Origin of the sequence: Mycobacterium sp. Aquia_213 (assembly GCF_026625985.1) — a bacterium.
Taxonomy (GTDB): domain Bacteria; phylum Actinomycetota; class Actinomycetes; order Mycobacteriales; family Mycobacteriaceae; genus Mycobacterium.
Genome location: NZ_CP113116.1, coordinates 4,294,847 through 4,313,965 on the forward strand (window position 1 = coordinate 4,294,847; position 19,119 = coordinate 4,313,965).

10 protein-coding genes are annotated in these 19,119 nt (G+C 60.7%); 2 read left to right on the top strand and 8 right to left on the bottom strand.

Going from position 1 to position 19,119, the window contains the following annotated elements:
* Window positions 1-376 precede the first annotated feature (376 nt).
* Both LMQ14_RS19900 and LMQ14_RS19905 read left to right on the top strand, forming a co-directional pair.
* Entirely contained in the window at window positions 377-928 is a 552-nt protein-coding gene (locus tag LMQ14_RS19900) for an ester cyclase (protein ID WP_267731234.1), read from the top strand.
* An 86-nt stretch (window positions 929-1,014) separates the two neighbouring features.
* The gene (locus LMQ14_RS19905) at window positions 1,015-1,404 is read left to right on the top strand and encodes a heme-binding protein (RefSeq protein WP_420714701.1); all 390 of its coding nucleotides are present in this window, start codon (window positions 1,015-1,017) and stop codon (window positions 1,402-1,404) included.
* A gap of 737 nt (window positions 1,405-2,141) precedes the next feature.
* On the opposite strand, the gene LMQ14_RS19910 is transcribed toward LMQ14_RS19905, so the two are convergent.
* The 8 genes from LMQ14_RS19910 to LMQ14_RS19945 form a co-directional block, all read right to left on the bottom strand.
* Window positions 2,142-2,765, bottom strand: a complete 624-nt coding sequence (locus LMQ14_RS19910; protein ID WP_267731236.1) for a GNAT family N-acetyltransferase — start codon at window positions 2,763-2,765, stop codon at window positions 2,142-2,144.
* Window positions 2,766-3,075: 310 nt separating this feature from the next.
* On the bottom strand, window positions 3,076-5,241 hold the full coding sequence (locus tag LMQ14_RS19915; protein ID WP_267731237.1) for an MMPL family transporter: 2,166 nt from the start codon (window positions 5,239-5,241) through the stop codon (window positions 3,076-3,078).
* A 238-nt stretch (window positions 5,242-5,479) separates the two neighbouring features.
* A complete protein-coding gene (locus tag LMQ14_RS19920; protein WP_267731238.1) occupies window positions 5,480-6,757 on the bottom strand; it encodes an aminotransferase class I/II-fold pyridoxal phosphate-dependent enzyme in 1,278 nt (425 codons plus the stop codon).
* Window positions 6,754-13,077, bottom strand: coding sequence for a type I polyketide synthase (locus LMQ14_RS19925; RefSeq protein WP_267731239.1), 6,324 nt, complete (start codon window positions 13,075-13,077; stop codon window positions 6,754-6,756). The genes LMQ14_RS19920 and LMQ14_RS19925 overlap by 4 nt, the downstream gene beginning before the upstream one ends.
* 360 nt (window positions 13,078-13,437) lie before the next feature.
* Entirely contained in the window at window positions 13,438-14,343 is a 906-nt protein-coding gene (locus LMQ14_RS19930; protein WP_267731240.1) for an AfsR/SARP family transcriptional regulator, read from the bottom strand.
* A 1,444-nt stretch (window positions 14,344-15,787) separates the two neighbouring features.
* Window positions 15,788-16,111, bottom strand: a complete 324-nt coding sequence (locus LMQ14_RS19935) for a hypothetical protein (RefSeq protein ID WP_267731241.1) — start codon at window positions 16,109-16,111, stop codon at window positions 15,788-15,790.
* 217 nt (window positions 16,112-16,328) lie between these two features.
* Entirely contained in the window at window positions 16,329-17,012 is a 684-nt protein-coding gene (locus LMQ14_RS19940) for a response regulator transcription factor (protein WP_267731242.1), read from the bottom strand.
* The gene (locus LMQ14_RS19945; protein ID WP_267731243.1) at window positions 17,009-18,223 is read right to left on the bottom strand and encodes a sensor histidine kinase; all 1,215 of its coding nucleotides are present in this window, start codon (window positions 18,221-18,223) and stop codon (window positions 17,009-17,011) included. The genes LMQ14_RS19940 and LMQ14_RS19945 overlap by 4 nt, the downstream gene beginning before the upstream one ends.
* Window positions 18,224-19,119 lie beyond the last annotated feature (896 nt).

Consider the following 19,119-nt stretch of genomic DNA (forward strand, 5'->3'; position numbering starts at 1 on the left):
CACGTTGCACAGCACAGCGTTTGCGCGCAGCGTCAGTCGCAGCCGATTGTCCAAGAACTCACTTCTGTCGTCGTCGTTGGGCTAACTCGCGGCGACTGCGACTGCGACTGCGACCGCGACCGCGTTGAGCTGACGTTGGCAGTGCGACGCCGCAGGCGAGCGCTGGCAACTCGGCGGTGCGCTTGCGCTCCGTGGCCGCAACCGACGCGCCTGGCGTCACCCACAGAGTGAAGGACCAATCATGTTGAATCCCCGTTGCATAACCGATCAGTAACTCTCGACGAAGACGATGCAATGTGATCGACCGAACTTCGGGAGGGTTGGGCGGTCGAGACAAGGTCATCGGCAGTGGGCGCGAGACAGCAATCGGGGCATTATGACGACAATCACGGGGTCGGGGCAGTTCACAATCAATGCGGCAGCAGATCGAATCGAGAGCAACGAATGGTTGCGCGGATTCATCGACCGATACATTGCTGCGTGGAGTTTGAAGGACGGCGCAGCGGTTTCGACGTGCATGACAGAGGATGCGATTTGGCACGAACCCACAACGGCGAAACCGGTCGAGGGTCGTTGCAGGGTAGCTGATTTCGTCTCGGAGACAGTGCGTACCTTTCCGGACATCTGCCACTCTAACCCGTTCCCACCCGTAATCACCGCAGACGCGAAGGCTGCACTCGTGCCGTGGCGGATCACTGGCACTCATCTGGGCGTGATCGATCCACCCGGATTCGCAGGGACAGGAAAGACCATTGACGTGTTCGCGATCGATATTTGGCAGTTCCGGTCCGGACTGATTTGGCGCGGACAATCGATATGGAATCTTGCGGAGATGCTTCAACAACTGGGCATTATGCCGGCGCGTGGCAGCGCAGCCGAACGTGCGCTCGCCCGAGCTCAGCGATGGCGGTCGAAAGTCGGTTTGTAGCAATGTCGGACGTGAAAAGGCCAAACAAACATAGATACAACAGGTCCCATCATCAGGGATCCGCAACACAGATAAGGAACACAATGCTGAAAATCAGTCGCATGAGTGTGCGCCGACAAGCCGTCGGCGTCTGTCTACTCGCCGGTCTATCTACAACGACGATCATGGCGCCAACGGCGTCCGCAACGCCTGACTGCAGTCCTGCCGCATTGAATAACACCGTCACTTCGGTGACGAGCTCGGCCCACCGGTACCTCGACGTTCACCCAGAAGCCAATGCAGTGGTGAAGGCAGCGGAAAACCAACCGCGCGCGGAGGCGGCAACCAATCTGCGTACCTACTTCACCGCTCACCCGCAGGAGTACTACGACCTGCGGGGCATCCTGGAACCGATCGGTGACATTCAGCGCCAGTGCAATACAACCGCGCTGTCACCATTCTGGGAGTCGGCCTACAACGAGTTCATGGCCGGCTGACCGTCGCTGACAACTCGCCACGCTCTCCATCCAAGGCGCTGGTGTATTGGACCCGTACCCTAAGTAGTGGCACCACCTGGTCGCGACGTGGTCTAAAGTGGTGCGCTCAGGTATTGCACTCGGCTTGCACGCGTACCCGTCCATCTCAGGTCGGTGCGCGGTCGGCACCGACGTACTGCCGCGGCTACTCCCGCGCGCTGGCCCGCCAGTTACTACGACCCGCGCCGAGCCAAGAATCTGTCAACCGTTGATGTTGATCGTTCCGGTTAGCCTGATCGCTTACCCGATCCTGGCGCCTCGCCGGCGCGGTGAAGTTGTCCCCCACCCGGACCACCATTCATAGTCGCAGATTCAGTCGCGACCTTCTTGCAGCCGAGTCTTTGGGCGAACCGGGGGGTGGAGTGCACCATCGTCTCGATCTGGCCGCCCATACCGGATCGGTCCACGTCGTCGCTGTGTGGTCGTTGACGGCTTTGAGACAAGGGCCGGCGAACAGCTCACATGGGAGCCGCTCGTCGGAGCGCGCCGGATAGGCCATTGAAGTCGCCGCCCGGCAATGAATTACGTTGCCCTACCGGTTTTTACGATAACAGCCAGCTCACACCATCAGCGACGCCGCAATTGCCGCGGCCGCAACGAGAGTCGGCCGACGCCATAACCGCGTGAGTGTGCTGCGAGCAACTCGTGTCGTCAGGTGCTTCGCCCTTGTGCTGGGGGACGGAGCCGTGAGACGTCAGTTAGTTGTTGGGCCTACGAAGCATGAGTTCAATGGGAGGGGCACCTAGCGGTGTGACCTGTTGCAGGGTGACGAAACCATGTCGTCGGTAGAGTCGCGCGTTGTCAGCAGTCGACGCTTCGAGGTAGGCAGGCAAATTCCGTTCATCGCAGAGTCGTTCCACCTCGGCTAGGAGTGACGCACCGACTCCCTGTCCTTGCGCCGCCGGAACGACGCCACCGTAGGGCAGGTAGAAATGCGGTTCGCGGGGATGTAGCCGCTCAAGCACAGTAAGCATGCCGAAGGCGTGGCCAAGGCGGCGTCGAAAAATCCCTGCATAGCCGAGACCATGACGGGCCTGGGTATGCATCGGTTTCCGCCAGTGACCTGGTGGCAGCATCAGCAACGCCCCGAGGTTGCCCGTGGAGTCGGTCGCCACGAAACTGCATAGGTGAGGCAATATCAGGCGCGCCTCGACGGCGAAGAATCGCTGCAACGCTTCTGGCCGCCGGCCGGGGTCGGGAACCAACCACCCGTATAACGGGTCATTTTGGAATGCTTCGGCCAATACGTCGGCAACGGCATGGCATTGCGATTGGCTCGCGCGGGTGATCCGTCGCCCGTGATCGACGGCCTGCGGTGTCATAGTGCACTCCCTATGTAGCGCGCCCCCCACAGTGGCGCATCTAAAGCAGCGAGTCGGCAGAGATCCTTGCAGCATTTACATTCTGTTCTCATAGTCACGTTCTTTCGCTCCTTCTTAGTGATCTTTCCTTTAGGCTAGGGTCGACCATCGTCGTAAAAGTCTGTGCCACAAGGCCATCGAGCGACGACCGTGATCGATCCAAAGTAACGCTTCGCTCGCCTGTACATATACGCCGCTTTCTTAGCGCCAGTCCCGTCGAAGCGCTGTGCAGACGCGGGCCCGCCAATGCCGGCTCCGGTAATCACGAGGTTCATGCCGACTTCGCCGTGAATTGCAATGGCGGCGTTTTCGATTCAATCGGATGGACAGCTGCGCTGACCCGGCGTGTCCAAGGCAAGCGTGGCAACCACCAGTTGGCACGTCCCATTAGCTTGACCAGTGCGGGCACCAAGAGCATACGCACGATGGTGGCATCGATGAAGATGGCCAATGCCATGCCGAGCCCGATGATCTTAATCATGCTCACACTCGACGACCCAAGTGCTGCCGTGACGATGATCATCAGTGCTGCCGCCGCTGTGATGACTCGGGCTGTTTGCGAAACACCCACCCGCACAGCCTCTTCAGTTGTTGCTCCGTGCTCGTGGGCCTCCATCATTCTGGACATAAGGAACAACTCATAGTCGGTGGACAGCCCGAATACGGCACCGATGACCACGATCAACGACGGCAAGGGCAACGGACCGGCATCTGCGCCGAAGAGTTCGGCACCGTGTCCATCTTGGAAGACCCAGAGCAGAATGCCGATCGTGGCTGCAAGGCTAAACATCGCCATGGCTACCGCCTTGAACGGCAATACGATCGAGCGGAATGCCATGAACATGATCAGCAGCGTCGCACCAAGCATGACCGCCAGCATCAGGGGGATGCCGCCCACTATCGCAATATCGCTGTCGGCGCCGCTCGCGTTCTCGCCCCCGACGAGGACAATCGGACCGGGTGGGCCGGAGATGTGCCGTAACGATTTCACGGTATTCCTCGCGGCCATCGTGAAGTCTGGCTTGGACAGCACAACGTGCAGCAGAACGAAATCCTTTGCCTTGGACTGCACAAGAACAAAGCGGACGCCGTCGGCTCGTCGGGTGGCGGACATCACCTGGCTCACCGCTTCTTGCGACGGCGGCGCCCCATTCTCGCCACGCACCATGAGCGTCGCTCCGTTGGTGGCATTGGGAAACTCCGATGTCAGTGTGGACTGAGCGATGCGGACGGGGCTACCCGTTGACAGGCCGCTGATATCGACCTGGCCGGGTTTGACGCCAAACAGAGGCCCGGCCAAGACGAGCAAGACTCCGACGACAACAGCTGCGGCAATTATCGGACGTTTCATCACCCGGTCAGCGACAGCGCTCCAAAATCGCGCGGTCCTTGCCTCGTTCAGCCGCTGCGCACCGCGCCCGACTGACAGCGCGTTTATGCGGTGGCCAAGGATTGCCAGGACAGCGGGGACCGCGGTGAGCGAGATAAGCGCAGCGATATCAACCGCCGCGATCGCGCCAAATCCCACTGACCGCAGCGCTGCAACGGGGGCTGCGAGCACTCCAGCGAACGCGCACGTCATCAAAAGGGTCGAGAATGCTACCGCCCGTCCGGCGGTCCGAACCGTTCGCTGTGCGGCGACAACCGGCGAATGTCCGTCGTTAAGCTCTTCGCGGAACCGGCTCACCAGAAACAGGCCGTAGTCGATTGCGAGGCCGAGTCCGAGCACAGAGGCAACGTCAAGCGCGAACGCGCTCACGTCGGTATAGATCGATATCAGCCGCAACGCTCCCAGAGAGCCGAAAATTGTAAGGCCGCCAACGACAACCGGAACCGTCGCGGCGACGAAGCCGCCGAAAATTACCAGTACGAGAAGTAGCGTCAAGGGAACTGCCACCGACTCTGCCAGCATGACATCGCGTTTCGACTCGGCGTTGTATGCATCGGTGACCGCACTGATTCCGGTGAACTGGGTTCGAATTCCAGGCACGGTCAGTTCGCGCGTGAGCTTCATGTACGCCTTGAGTCTGTCTCCATCACCGCCTCTGAGCGAAAGCACTGCAAGAGCCTTGGTTCGGTCAGTCGAAACGAGCGCCTGACGAATCGGACCCGACGCCGTCCAATACGACTCGATTGGTCTGGCAAGCACGTCAGAGCTCACAGCCTTGAGTCGATCGAGGACTTGGGGCCGTATGTCCTCGAGCGAGCGCCCCGCGGGGGCCGTATAGATCGCGACAACGTCTGGTGTCTGGCGGCCGAGATCCGACGCTATCAGGTTGTCCACCTGCGCGGACTCGCTGTCGGGGTCGGTGTAGCCGGCCAGGTTCAGTCGATCAAGCACCCCGAGTCCCCACAACCCGCTCAGCAGGACGACCACTACCGCCATGACCGCGACGAGCCAAGGCCGTACGAGGATGAGGCGAGCCCATGTTGTCATTTTTGCTCCCGAAGGTCAGCGGCGGACATTCGCGCCCGCGCGGTTGTTCGATACAGGGCCGAACGGGCGAACACGCCCGTTCCGCCCCTCGGCATGAGTTCGTCGCGACGGAGTATCACGTAATCGCGGAGGAGTGTGTTCGCCAGACAGTCGCCAGGGTGAGCAGCAACTCCAATCAACCCGGTCGAAGCGCGAACTGCGATGGCCATTTGACTCCTCCTCACGTGTACAGCGCTACCTAGGTCGTGCGAACTACTTTGTCGAGTTCCTCGACCGCCGTTTCCAATTGGTCGGTGGTGTGCTCGCTTGTCGCGAAGAAACGCAGTCGCTCCTCTCCTTGCGGCACAGCTGGCGCGAGGATCGCATTGACATTGATTCCCGCTTGAATCAGCTTGACCGACGCCAAAGCGGCGCGCCCGATCTCGCCCATGATCACGGGAACGATCGGTGTCCCTTGTGCGACTCCTGTTTCAAATCCACGGTCAATGAACAACTTCCAAAGATGGCGCCCGTTCTCCTGCAGTCTCTGGACACGCTCTGGCTCCGCTTCAAGCACCTCGAGCGCGGCCAGGGCGGCGGCGATCGCCGAAGGCGCCGGCCCTCCTGTGAACATGCTCAATCCTGGTGCCGAATACTTGAAAGCCATGACAAGATCGCGCTTTCCCGCGAGGAAGCCGCCGCAGCTGCCGAGTGCCTTCGACAACGTGCCCATCCAGATGTCGACCGCGTCGCCGGCAAGGCCGTACACCTCGCGCATCCCAAATCCTCGACCGCCGAGAACGCCGAAGGAATGTGCTTCGTCGATCATGATCACGCAGTCGTATTTCCTTGCCACCGCGATGAGCTCTGGCAGCAGCGCTGTATCGCCCTCCATGCTGTAATGGCCCTCGAGCACCACCATCGCCCGCTCAGCGCTACTCCGCGACATCTTCAGCACCGCCTCCAGCGAGGTCGGATCGTTGTGTCGGAAGTTGACTCGTCGGCACCCTGCCCATTGCGTACCGGACACCAAACTGTTGTGCACGAGCGAGTCGCAGAATGCAATATCGCGCGGCCCCAGCAAGTAGCCGATCACCGCCGCATTCGTGAGGTATCCGCTCGTTGTCGCAATCGACTCCTCGACGTCGTAGGCGCATGCGATGCGCCTTTCGAGTTGTGCGTACAGCGAGATTTCGCCCGACACGACTCGGCTGGCCGACACCGAGGTGCCGTAAGTATCGATGGCGGCTTTGGCGGCCTCGGAAACATGCGGATGGCCGGATAGCCCGAGATAGTTATAACTGCTGAAATTCACCAGTTCGCGGCCGTACTTCTGCACAGTGGTCGCATTGACTCCCTCGTGCGGTTCGAGGTACGGGTTCGGGAGGCCAAGACGCTCGATGTGGGAACGAAATTCCAGACGGTGTCGCGTAGTTACCACTTCGGGGTGGTCGTCGAACGACGCCGGCCGACGGGTCCTGGTGCGTGTGTGTACGCCGTTCCTGTCACGGGTCAATGCAAGTGATTCGATGCTCATGCTGCTTTCGCCTCCTCCTTGTTCTCAAGTTCTGCTGCCATCTTGTTGCCGATAGAGGAAAGGCCCAGCCCAAGACCGCGAGCCATCTCCACGGGCGAGAGTTCGACGCCGATCAACTTGCTGGTTCGGGCGGCGAACTCGACCGCCATCAACGAGTCGATTCCAAGTTCCAGCAGCGGGGTCTCCACATCCACGGCGTCGGTGGATACGCCCAACACGACTGCCATGACTTCGGCGAGCGCGGCTGCAACGGCCGCACCGCGCTCGTCCGCCGGCAGTGACAAGATCTCGGCCCTCAGTGCCGCCGCACCGTCCTGTTCGGCGGCGGCTCCAGTGGCGAACTCGGCGAAACGTGCTGAGTGCGTCACCGCGTAGGTGGTCGCGACCGCCATACGCCAGTCCATATCGACGATCGACACGTGCGAGAGATCGAGGCGAAGACATTCGGCAAGGTAGTCGGTCGCCACGTCCATATCAATCGGCTGCAGGCCTACGGCCGACAGATACCGGACCGTCTCTTCGTTCGCCTCGGCCATGCCGCCCCCGGACATCGAGCCCCAGTCGACGCACAAGGCTGGCTCGCCGCGAGAACGCCGGCTGTGTGCCAGCGATTGCAGAGACGCATTCGCGGCCGCGTAGCACACTTGAGGAAAGCCACCAATCAGACCGCTAATCGATGACCAGAGGACGAAGTGGTCGAGGTCGACCTCCATCTCGTGCACCGCGTGATCCAGGTTCATCGCGCCGGCGACCTTGGGCGCAAACACATTTGCGGCGACCTCTGCAGTGATTGACTTGACGGGAGAGTTGTCCACCACCCCGGCGGCGTGGAACACACCGCGCAACGGAACGCCCCTGCCTTTGGTCCGCTTGACCATAGCCGCGACCGCGTTGTAGTCAGCGATGTCGAGACGCTCTTCTGTCACCTCCACACCGGCGTCGGCGAATGCAGCCATCTGATTCTTGGCTTCCACGCTCGACGGACCGCTGCGCCCGACCAGAATCAGGTGGCGCGCACCCTCTCGCACGAGCCAGCGGGCTGTCGCCAGACCGAACGCGCCAAAGCCGCCGCTAACCAGATAGGCAGCGTCCGAACGGATTCCGACGGCGGGGATTTGTGGGCGCAGTTTCGGCGCAGGCTCGTCGAGGTCGAGCACGACGCGTCCAATTTTCTTCGGACGCGCGACGGCGTCGAACGCGGCAGCAACATCGTTGATCGAATACATGTGATACGGCAGATGCTGGTAAATCCCCGCCTTGAACTTCTCGATCAACTCGACTGTTTTGGCGCGGACAGCCTCCGGGCGGAACTTCATCATGCGATCCAAATCAAGCGCAATGAATGTCAGATTGTGATCGAATGGACGAAGATCGATGACGCCACCGCTATAGATGTCAACCTTGCCAATATCGACCACTCGCCCGAATTCGGCTGCAACCCTGAGGTTTTGCCGGACGATTTCACCTGGTGCGCTGTTCAGGACAACGTCAACACCGCGCCCTTCGGTGATCCGCATGACGTCATCGACAAAGTTCATCGATCGCGAGTCGATGGCATGGTGTGCGCCAGCCGCCAGTACGTGCGACCGGCGCTCCTCACTTCCGGCCGTGGCAATCACCGTGGCGCCAAGCGACCGGGCAACTTGGAGGGCGGCGAGTCCGACGCCACCGGCGGCGCCATGAATGAGCACTGTTTCGCCGGCCCGAATGCGAGCAGAGTCGACCAATGCGAATTCTGCGGTGAGGAAGGGAACGTTCGAGCTGCACGCCCCGGCCTCCCATGCGCCGGGCAGAACCGTTGCGAAGTTCCGGTCGATCGTAAGGAATCGACGAACCATGTTGCGGGCGCACACACCAACCCGATCGCCGACAGCGACATCACTGACTCCCGGACCAATCCGTACAACGGTCCCAGCACCTTCGAGGCCAATATCCATACCGAAGAATGTGTCTTCCATATCCTTTGCCGTGAGGACGCCGAGCACTTTGAACACGTCCTTGGGGTTCAACCCGATCGCCTCCATCCGGACCTCGATTTGTCCGTCCAGCGGATCGACCCGACCGACCTCACGCCATGCCAGATCCTGCAGCAAGCGACTGTCGGGCGATTCCAGCGCGAACGACACCTCCGGATCATTGAGAGTTCGCAGTTCGTCCCGGGACTCAAGGTGCTCGACCAGGTTCTTTCGTACGCGAAGGACCCACCTGGATCCCAGAGACAGGCACACCTCGTCCGATTCATCCTGTCCCTCAGCGGTTCTGAGGGCTTCAGCGACGACTTCGTCGGCGCTCGTGTCCGGCCCGGTGTCGATCAGTCTCCATTTCGACATCGGTTGCTCGTTCAGCAGCGAACGCCGCGCACCGACGAGCGCCGCATGCGCCATGTCGGCCTCGACACTGCTGCCCGGCAGGCAGAACCCGTACGTGGTGACGATGGCCGCCCGGATGTCGAGGGCTGGCCGGTTCGATTCGTCGCCTCCTGCTGTCGATTGATCCAGCAGGGCGCTGGTGGCCCTGGCAACGCACGCCACCGCGGTGACGTTGGCAGATCCGTCGAATCCGGTGCCTGCAACGACGATAACGTTGGCCCGTTCGGTTCCGCTCGCCGCGATTCCGTCGCGCAACATCGCTGCGATATCGTCCTCCAGCCGAGGCAGCAATGGATCCGAAATTCGGTGTGATCTAGCGTTGGGATGCCTATCGGCAATCGGCGCAGCCCACGGAGACGCGACGTCACCCAGGGCAATAACAAGAGTGAACTCGTCGGCGGCATCGGCCTCGGCGGTCAGCGGGTCAAGGCTGTCGCACAGCTCCCATCTCGGCTCGTAGAAGAGCTGGCCAAGCCGGTTGCGGATCGAGGCCGGTGGGGATACCGGCCGGAATTCGACACCCGTCATCGCCACAATCTGACTTCCGTCGGCATCGATGAGATCGACATCCGCCAGCAGCGGATCGATGCCGCGGCGGCGCACCACCACAGTTGCCGCCGATCTCGGAATGGGACCGAAGCGCCGTACGGAGTGAACCGAGGCGGGGACAATTGCGCCTTTGGTGGCCGTGCCAGATCCAGCGCCAATCGCTGCGACACACTGCAGTGCAACATCGAGTACCGCTGGATGTACAAGGTGCGCAGTATCTCTCGCCACTGAGGTATCGATCGTCGCAACGACAGCATCGTCGCCAACCCGCGCCTGTACTATCCCCTGGAACGCACTGCCGTATTGAAGTCCGTGGGCCGCAAGTGCCGGATACATGTCCCGACCGTTGATGACGATCGTGGCGTCGCCTTCCGGTGGCAATTCGACATCGGCCGACCTGACCGGGCCCTCGACGAACCGGCCATTCGCGTTCATCGTCCAAACGGTTCCAGTACCGGTGCGGGAGGAGATCGTGAAGCGTTTGGTTGCATCCTCGACCGTGAGTCGAAGAACAGGGACATCGTGGGGATCGATCACCAGCGGAGTGACGAATCGAATGTCTTCGAGTGCGAGATCCTCACGCCCAGTGCGGATCGCAGCTGCGCTCAGCGCGGCGTCGAGGTAGGCGGCACCGGGAAGGACGACCAAACCCTCCACGACATGGTCCTGCAACCACGGCAAACCTGCGACGGAAAGGTCCACAGTCCATTCCGACGCTGACGTCTCGCGACGCTGACCCAGCATCGGAAAGCGGGAGTCCGACGCCATACGCTCGCGCACCACGCTGTCCGACTCGGTCCAGACGTGAGTCTTCTGCCACGGATAAGCAGGCAGTGCCACATGGGGGTTCACCGACGAGCCACCCGGTACCGTCGATCCGTCCAGAGCTCCGGCCGTGTACAACTCGGCTATCGTGTGGCGCAAACTAACGAGATCCCCCTCTTTGCGGCTCAACGTGCCAATCGATGCGCCGGTCTCGCCGGCACGCACGAGCATCTCTCGAATATTCCCGCTCAACACTGGATTTGGGCCGACTTCGAGGAAAACGCGGTAGCCGCCTTTGACAAGGCTGGTGACAGTATCGGCGAAGCACACTGGTTCTCGCACATTCCGGCACCAGTAGTTCGCGTCCCATTCCGGGCCAGAAACCGGACGGCCGTGTACGGTCGAATACAGCGGGATGGACGGTGTCTTAGGCTCCACATCAGCTAGCGTCGAACGTATCTCATCGAGGATCGGATCCATCAGATGGCTGTGGTATCCAACCTCAACTTGCAGGAGGCGCGCGAACACCCCTGCCTCCGCGAGCTTTTCGTACATGCGCTCGATTGCTTCGCGGCTCCCGGCTAGGGTTACGGCCGTTGGACCGTTCACGGCGGCAACCGAGATTTCGTCCCCCGCGGGGATCTCAGCCACAGCATCCGCCGGCGTCAGTCCAACGGCAAGCATTGCTCCGGTCGTCGTGGCCTGCAACCGAGAACGGTGATAGCTCACGCGTACCGCATCTCGGAGACTGAGCGCGCCGGAGACGTACGCCGCGCTGACCTCGCCCACACTGTGCCCGACCACCGCCACCGGGTGCACTCCCAGTTTCGCCAGTTCCGCAACGAGTGCAACTTGGACGAGGAAGTTTGCAGGCTGAGCGATCTCCGTATTGGTGACCTTAGAGTCCTCTTCGGCCCGAGAAAGTTCCTCGACGATCGACCAGCCCGCAATCGCGCCAAATTCGTCATCGATGACGCGGGCCATCCGCGCGAATTCACCGTCTGCCTGCAACAGGTCACGACCCATTGCCCACCACTGGGGACCCATCCCGCTGAATACGAAGACGGGCTGCGCGGCATCGCTGGCGATCGCACGCGTGGGCTGACGACCTTCCCCTTGCGCGAAATTCTGCAGCTTGGTCAGTAGATCGTCGGTGTCCGAATAGTCGAACGCGCTTCTAAATTGATGATGCGCCCGCCGTGTCCAAGCCGCAGCGACCAACGAGTCGAGATCGGCCCCGGCTTCCACCAACGCTGCAAACCGTCCCGCCAGCTCGCGCACTGCAGCCGGATTCCGAGCTGAGATCGGCAGGACCGGAAAGGTCGCGGCGGTTGCAGCACTCTGGGGCGGTGCGGCCGCCAGAACGGCGTGCGCATTCGTACCGCCGTAGCCAAAGCTATTGACAGCCGCGAAGACTTTGTCGCGTCCATCGCGAATACGTTGCACCTCAGTCGGGATGCTGATGTTGAGATCGTCAAATGGAATGTCAGGATTTGGGTTCTCGAGCCAACCTTGCGGCGCGATCGCGCGGTGGTGCAGCGTCAGTGCTGTCTTGATGACTCCCGCGATTCCTGCCGCAGCCTCCAGGTGTCCGATCGATGCCTTTACCGATCCGACGGCCAGTGGCTCCTGCCGGCCAGGGATATTGCCATAAACCTTTCCGAGAGCAGATACTTCGAGCGGGTCGCCGACGGGAGTTCCGGTGCCGTGCGCTTCGACATACGCGACGTCATGTGGTTCGACCCCTGCATCTGCGCAGACGCGCCTCGCTAGATTCTCTTGAGCGATGGGATTTGGGACAGGTATCGCCGCCGTCTTTCCGTCTTGATTGACTCCCGTGCCGCGCACCACGGCGTAAATCCGGTCACCGTCTCGTTGCGCGACGTCAAGGCGCTTTAGTACGACCACTCCTGCACCTTCACCACGCCCGTAGCCGTCGGCGGACGCATCAAAGGCCTTACTACGGCCATCGGGAGATAGGAACCGCCCCTTGGACATCGACACGTAGGCCTCTGGTTGCGTTATTGAATTCACACCACCCGCGAGCGCAAGATCGCATTCGCCGGTGAGGACGGCCTGGGTGGCCTGATGAAACGCGACCAAGGACGAGGAGCAAGCAGTATCGATCGTCATGCTCGGACCTTGCAGGTCCAGGACGTAAGAGATTCTGTTGGATAAGAGCGTGAACGTGTAGCTCATCGCGGTGTGACCGGAGATGTCCATCCGCGCTGCCATACCACATCTTTTTATGGCGTTGTCAGCCGTGAAAGCCCCGATATACACACCCACAGGACGGCCGGATACACAGGCGGCAAGGCCGGCATCGTCCAACGCCTCCCACGACACCTCAAGTAGAAGCCTCTGTTGGACATCCATGATAGAGGCTTCGCGTGGGGAGATTCCGAAGAACTCGGGATCGAAATCCCAGAGCGAGTCGGTCAGGAAACCGCCACGGCGCGTGTACATCCGACCCGGTGCATCAGGATCAGGATCGTAGTACTTATCGACATTCCAACGGTCGGCTGGGATGTCGACGACTCCATCGCCCTTGTCCAGCAGGAAGTTCCAATAACTCTCAGCGTCGTGAACGCCACCGGGAAAGCGGCAGCCGATACCGACAATTGCTACCCCGTTCATGCGATCTCCATTCCAATGCTTGTGTACGTCAACGCTTGGTAGGTTAGGAACAGGCGGTAATGACGCGGTTACGGCGTTTAGTGATCGATTGATCGAAGGGCTCGGCATAGTTGCGAAAAGACTTCATTGCCATGTTCTTTCGCGCCGTTACCAGTAAAGATCCGCGTTCCGTTGGCAAGTGGGATCGCGATGGTACTGGCCAGCGTCGGTGACAGCCCACACATCCACATCCGGATAACGGGACTACCCAGCCGATGCGCGCAGAGTGCAACGCAAACACGCAAATGCACGTCATACGATTGGGCTGCGCCTGCCGTTGAAGCGCATGCATCCGCGGCCACCGCTACCACGTGCGTGTGCTCAGCGCGGCGACCTCTGCGTAGGAGCCGGTGCACATATGGCGACTTCGCGACCACGAGAGGCTGAGTCACCGTGAAGGCGTTCGCGAGACGACGGCACGCACTCGTGGGCAGGGACGGGTTGTGCGACGGCGAGGCGATACGCGGCCACCGTTGCGGGTTCCGGTGCGACACCGAGATCTTCGTTAAGCCGGTTGGCGCACAATAGAAACCAGCTCCGGGCTCGCTCGTGTTCACCAAGTCGGCCATGCAGTGCGATCAGTGTCCGGTAGCTTGCTTCGTGGTGACGATCGAGGTCGAGCGTTCGACGGCATAATGCGATCAATTCGGCAGTGTCGTCGTCCTTCTCTGCGATCTGCCGCAAGGCTTGCAGGGCACGCAGAGCGAGTGATTTCAAATACTCGCGATGCTCGATCGCCCAATCCCAAGCCTCACCCTCAAGGAAATCACCCGTATATAGGCACATGGCATCTGAGAGGTCGCGCCATGCCACATTAATGCGACCCGACCTGACGGCACGTAGACCATCGATCACCAGCCGCTCGAATTCCGTGACGTCGAGCCAGACATCGTCTAGTTCGAGGATGTAGCCGCTGCCGCGACACAAGAGTCGCATTCTTCCCGAATCGTCGCGGCTCGCACCAAGCGCACTGCGCAGCCCGTGGCAAGCTACCTTCAGCGAACTCGAGGCACTACCCCATTCCGCGTCGGGCCAGAGCACCTCATACAGGCGATCACGCGTTACGAGTCTGCCTCGGTGAATCAAAAGGTATTGGAACAGGTTCCGCGATCGTCCAGCTCTCCACCGAACCACCGGTTGCCCGTCAATCTGGGTATCGAATCCGCCAAAGAATCGTGCGGTCAGACCATACGGCGGGTCAAAGTCCTCCGAGTCGTCGATCGGCATAGAAATTGTCATGGTTGAAAGCCTTTGGGTTTGCCCATCCGCCTGCCAGCGGCTGCATACCGCTCAAAGCAACAGAAGGTCGCGGGCTTCGCCGACCGCGTTCGGATCGAAAACGAATCCTCTCCAATCGCGTTCGTCCAGTCGACATGTCGTGCATGCGTTACACATGCGGTCTCCCCGAAGACATCCATATCGCGAAGGCGAGATCCGCCAGTGCGAGCTATGTCCGCAGTACTACTGATCGAAGTAGCGCTTGCTGTCTTTCTACCTAAAATCGTTGCACTCACTTTTATTCCCCCTGACTCTTTGGTCCTGCCTCGTTGTGGTCTTTATCCGAGGTGTCCAGCAGCGATACGGGCTTTACGGCGGGTTTCCCTTCCCGCGCCCGTACGGCGAATCCGTTCTTGGAGGCGTCGTTCGGGTCGCGGACGCTCGGTCTCACGAGGCGACGAGGTCGCGCAAGCTGGCGGCAACATGTCGCACAGCCTTTTCGTCGGAGGGCCGGCGGCAACGTGCTCGTTAACAGTTAACATGCGGAATGCCTCGACTCCGTCATGCGAGTTGCGCCACTGATCGGCGAACATGCGGCCTCCGGCAAGGCGGAGCGGCCTACCGGTGATCGCTATCGGCTCATTGCCGCACAGATCGCTCATCATCTACCTTGGGGATCGAGGGGGTTGTTGTTTATTTGTCTGTCTGCCAGCATTCACACGGGATATTGGATCAATTCACGCGGAATATTACAAATCTAATTGCGCGCTATATACCCGGCGACTCTGAGCTCAAAACGTAAGAGCGAGGCCTTGGTGATATGAGAAGGACCACAGCGGCAAGCGTGACGAAATCAATGGACCATCGGGCGCATCACATGCACAATATCCCGCCCTTTGGCGCCCTGCGATGCGCGCAGAAGCTGTCGAATTGCGGCTGAAGCCCAACTGGGCCAGTGCCGATTGCAATTGGCAGGTCGTAGGTGGCTAGAGGGTTTCTTGGCCAGTCCGTTCGCAACGGGTCGGGCTGCGGGATGAGGGCCATTCCGCAAGACTTGCGCCCGGTTATAGAGCTGTGGCACAACAGTTTACCGCTGAGATGACGGCACTATGCGCCGACGTCGCCCCTCGTCGTAACGTGCGGGAGCTTCGAGATCGGGGCCACGATAATTGCCAGAGAGGATTCGACCATCCGCGACACCATCATTCGTGAATGATTGGCAGTCGCAAGCAACTCGCCAGAAGCAGCACCTCGATTTTCCCGAATTGCGGCGCCTTTTCACTGCGGTCCGGACAAGATTCAATACGGTGGCACACAGCGCCTTCTGCGTCGAAGGCTTTTACCGACGAAGCGTGTGGATGGTTTCGGAGAAGTCAGCGCGGCATGTTGAAAACTTGGTTTCAAGGGTCGCCACGATCGGGCTTTGCTTCTTTCTGAACTCTTTCGAATAACGTCAGCTGACTGCGTTGCAGTTATCGCGCTCGTGACCGGTTACGCCAGCACCGTGTTTCACCGCCATCCGGTGCCGGTAGACCACTTCGGCATGATCGTTGACGAGGCGCTGGATGCGGTCAAGCACTTCCCGCAGATCACGTGCGCTACGGCTGACCTGGATCTCCCACCCGGTTGGCAGGTCCGTCGGGCTCGCGGCTCTGCTCCCATACGCAGAAAACAGCTCGGCGGCAAGCTTTCGGGCATGGTCAGCGAAGTCGTTGCTGACCGACAGCAGCACGCTGCGCAGCTCGGCGGCGGCAGCCAGTGCCTGGCGGGACGCCACGCGCGCCCTGTATGCGGATTGGCGGCACGCTTGCGAGCAATAAATTTGTGGTCGACCGATCTCTGGCGAGTCGAACATCTGGCCGCACATCCGGCACGTCGGCCTAGACGGCCAGGATATCGCGATGGCCGAGGTGGTACGCATCGGCGTTATCCTTTCGCCGAGATGGTTGGCAACTGTCCGGGACTTGATAGCACTTTGCTGTCTACCGAGGTCGTTACAGCCGTTCCTGGTGGGGGATTTCGGGCAGGACGACGCCGTGGTCGTAGGCGTAGACGATCGCTGCGGCGCGGTTGCGCACGTCGAGTTTGCCGAAGATGCGCCTAATGTGGCCTTTGACTGTCACTTCGGAAATATGCAGCTCGGCGGCGATTTCGGTGTTGGTGCGAGCCCTTGCAACGAGCCGCAACACATCGAGCTCGCGAGCGGTCAGTTCGCTGGTGGCGTCGCCGTATGTTGCGCGCGTGGCTGTCCGGTAAGTGCTTAACACCCGCGAGGTCACTGCAGGGTCGAGATAGCTTTCACCTTTCGCGACGGAACGCACAGCTCGGATCAGCTCCTCGGCCAGGGAGTCTTTCAGCACGTAGCCGGTCGCGCCGGCGCGCAACGCCCTTGATAACAGCTCGTCTTCGTTGAACGTGGTTAGTGCAAGCACCGGCGGGCCGTCATGAATCGCGAGCTGACGAGTCGCTTCGATGCCGTCGATGCGCTTCATCCGCAGGTCCATCACCACGACGTCGGGACGATGGGCTGCTACCGCGTCGAGCACCTGGTCTCCATCGGAGCATTCGCCGACAATGTTGAACCCATCCTTACGCCGTAGAATCCGGCGCAAACCGGATCGGACGAGTTCCTGGTCGTCGACCAATAGCACCGCGACCTCCCCAACGTCGGCATTCACGACAGCCACGACCCGTTGCGGCTCCCGGGGCTTCCGTTGCTAAGCGGAATGTCGGCACACACCAACCACCCGTCGACCGACGGACCTATATCGATAGCTCCGCCCAGCAGTTCGACCCGCTGGCGCATCCCGCGAAGACCCCGGCCTTCACAGGTCGGGGTAGCGCTAACGGCTATCGGTAGCTTGTTGACAATCCGCAATACAGCGGAGCGCCGCGAGATAGTGAGATTCATCGACGATTCCGATTCAGGAGTGTGTTTGGCAATGTTGGAAAGCGACTCCTGGGCGATGCGGAACAACGCAAGACCAACAGCAGCTGACACCGCATCGGTGGACCCGCGCATATGAAAAACGACTGCAAGGCCAGCGCAGACGAAGTCATCGACCAACTCTGGAATATCACCAATACTCGGTTCGGGCGCGAGCTTCATGGGCGCACTGTCGAGAAGCCCGACGGTGCGCCGGATATCGGTCATCGCTTGACGACCAAGCTGCTCGGCCTGCTGCAATGCCTCTACGGCATCATCGACATCGCGATCTTGCTGCAATCCCCGGCGGGCGCCAGTGACGTGCAGGAGTGTGACGCTCAGTGAATGGGCGATGACGTCGTGCACCTCGCGCGCGATGCGCCGGCGTTCATCGGCGGCGGCGTGCTCGGATATCGCCAACTGAGCCTGCTGTTGCTTGATGAGCAGCTGTTGCTGCACGCGCATCAAGTACCCGACCAGCCACCCCATTGCGACGAAACTCAGGTACAGCGCCACCGCGTCGAGCCGGTGCGTCGCCGATGCAATCGTCAGCATTGCGGCGGCCGTCGCGGTGGCCAACAAGCCACCGAAGGGGGTTGTCAGTGCTCCGACCACACAGACGCCCAGTACCAGCAACAGCGGCGCGAAATCGGCAGTCACGGGCGTCGAGGTGGCAAACAGAAAAATGCCGGTGGCTGCAGACAAGGTCGACAACATTAGTGCCGAGCTGAAACTGAACTTGATTCCCGAACCGTAAAACAACGCCAACGGCGAGACGGCGATAGCAACTGCGATCAGCGCGGCCGGTTGGTCAGCACGCTGACGCTGTAATGCCGCAGCGACGACAATCAGCACCACGCCGACGTGGACGACGATCAAAAACGACCACCGGTAACCCGGTGGGATTAACTCGCCACATCGGCGGAGTCGATGCCGTATGTGCCCTGCCAGCGCAGTCAGCATCGGCTCATATTACGATGCCGGTCCTCCGTACCACACCGTTCTGCGGGCGGCTTGGCTTCTCCGCCCCTGGTAGGGGCTCTCTCCGCCCCTGGTAGGGGGTGACTGGGATGATGCACTGCTACCGGTCCGGGTGTCTGCCTCGGCCAGACCCTCCCAACGCCCCAGGGCGCGAAAGCCCCGACATGGCGAGGTTCCGTTTACTGGGCGGTGAGGATCTCGGCGGACTTCAATCTGAGGATGCTACTGGCGCGGTTGCTGATCTCGCACTTATCGCGTTCGCTGGGGGTGGCGCAAATGTTGCGTTCCCGGCCGGTGCGCAGCATGTCGTTCTGCAAACCTCACTGTTTAAGCGACACTTCGGACTCAACAGCACTCCAACACTGTGCCCCGAGATGGTTGACCCGGAAAGGTATTCCGAGAGTTCATCCTCGCCCGTGTCCGCCTGTTCCAGCGGCGAGGGTTTCGCAAAGGGGGCAGCTTGGTATCGGCTCCGGTCTGAGCGAGCGCTTGATCCGGAAATCACTGCTCAGAATTGGCCCGGAACCAACACATGGTCTAGTTGCGGCGGGTACGTAGGGAATTGATTTGTCCCTCACAGTCTGAACATCTCACGGTGCATAGCCGGTTCCTCGACGAACGCTTCTCGGCGCGGCGGATAGTCGTGCCGCGTTGGTCGCGGAGGTAAGGTAAATCTGCCGAGGACCAAACGTACGGCCGCGTAGGTGTGCACCAGATTAGCCGCCCAGGGTCGCGTACTTGTGTGCTGCAACAAGGCAATAGCGTCGACATCGCAGTTGGCCGGCGCGTCAGGACCGAGGCCGGATGCCAATGTTTGACCGTTGGCCGTGACGTCCTTATCGCCGTGAGTGCGATCGTTTGCACGCTCGATGACGTCT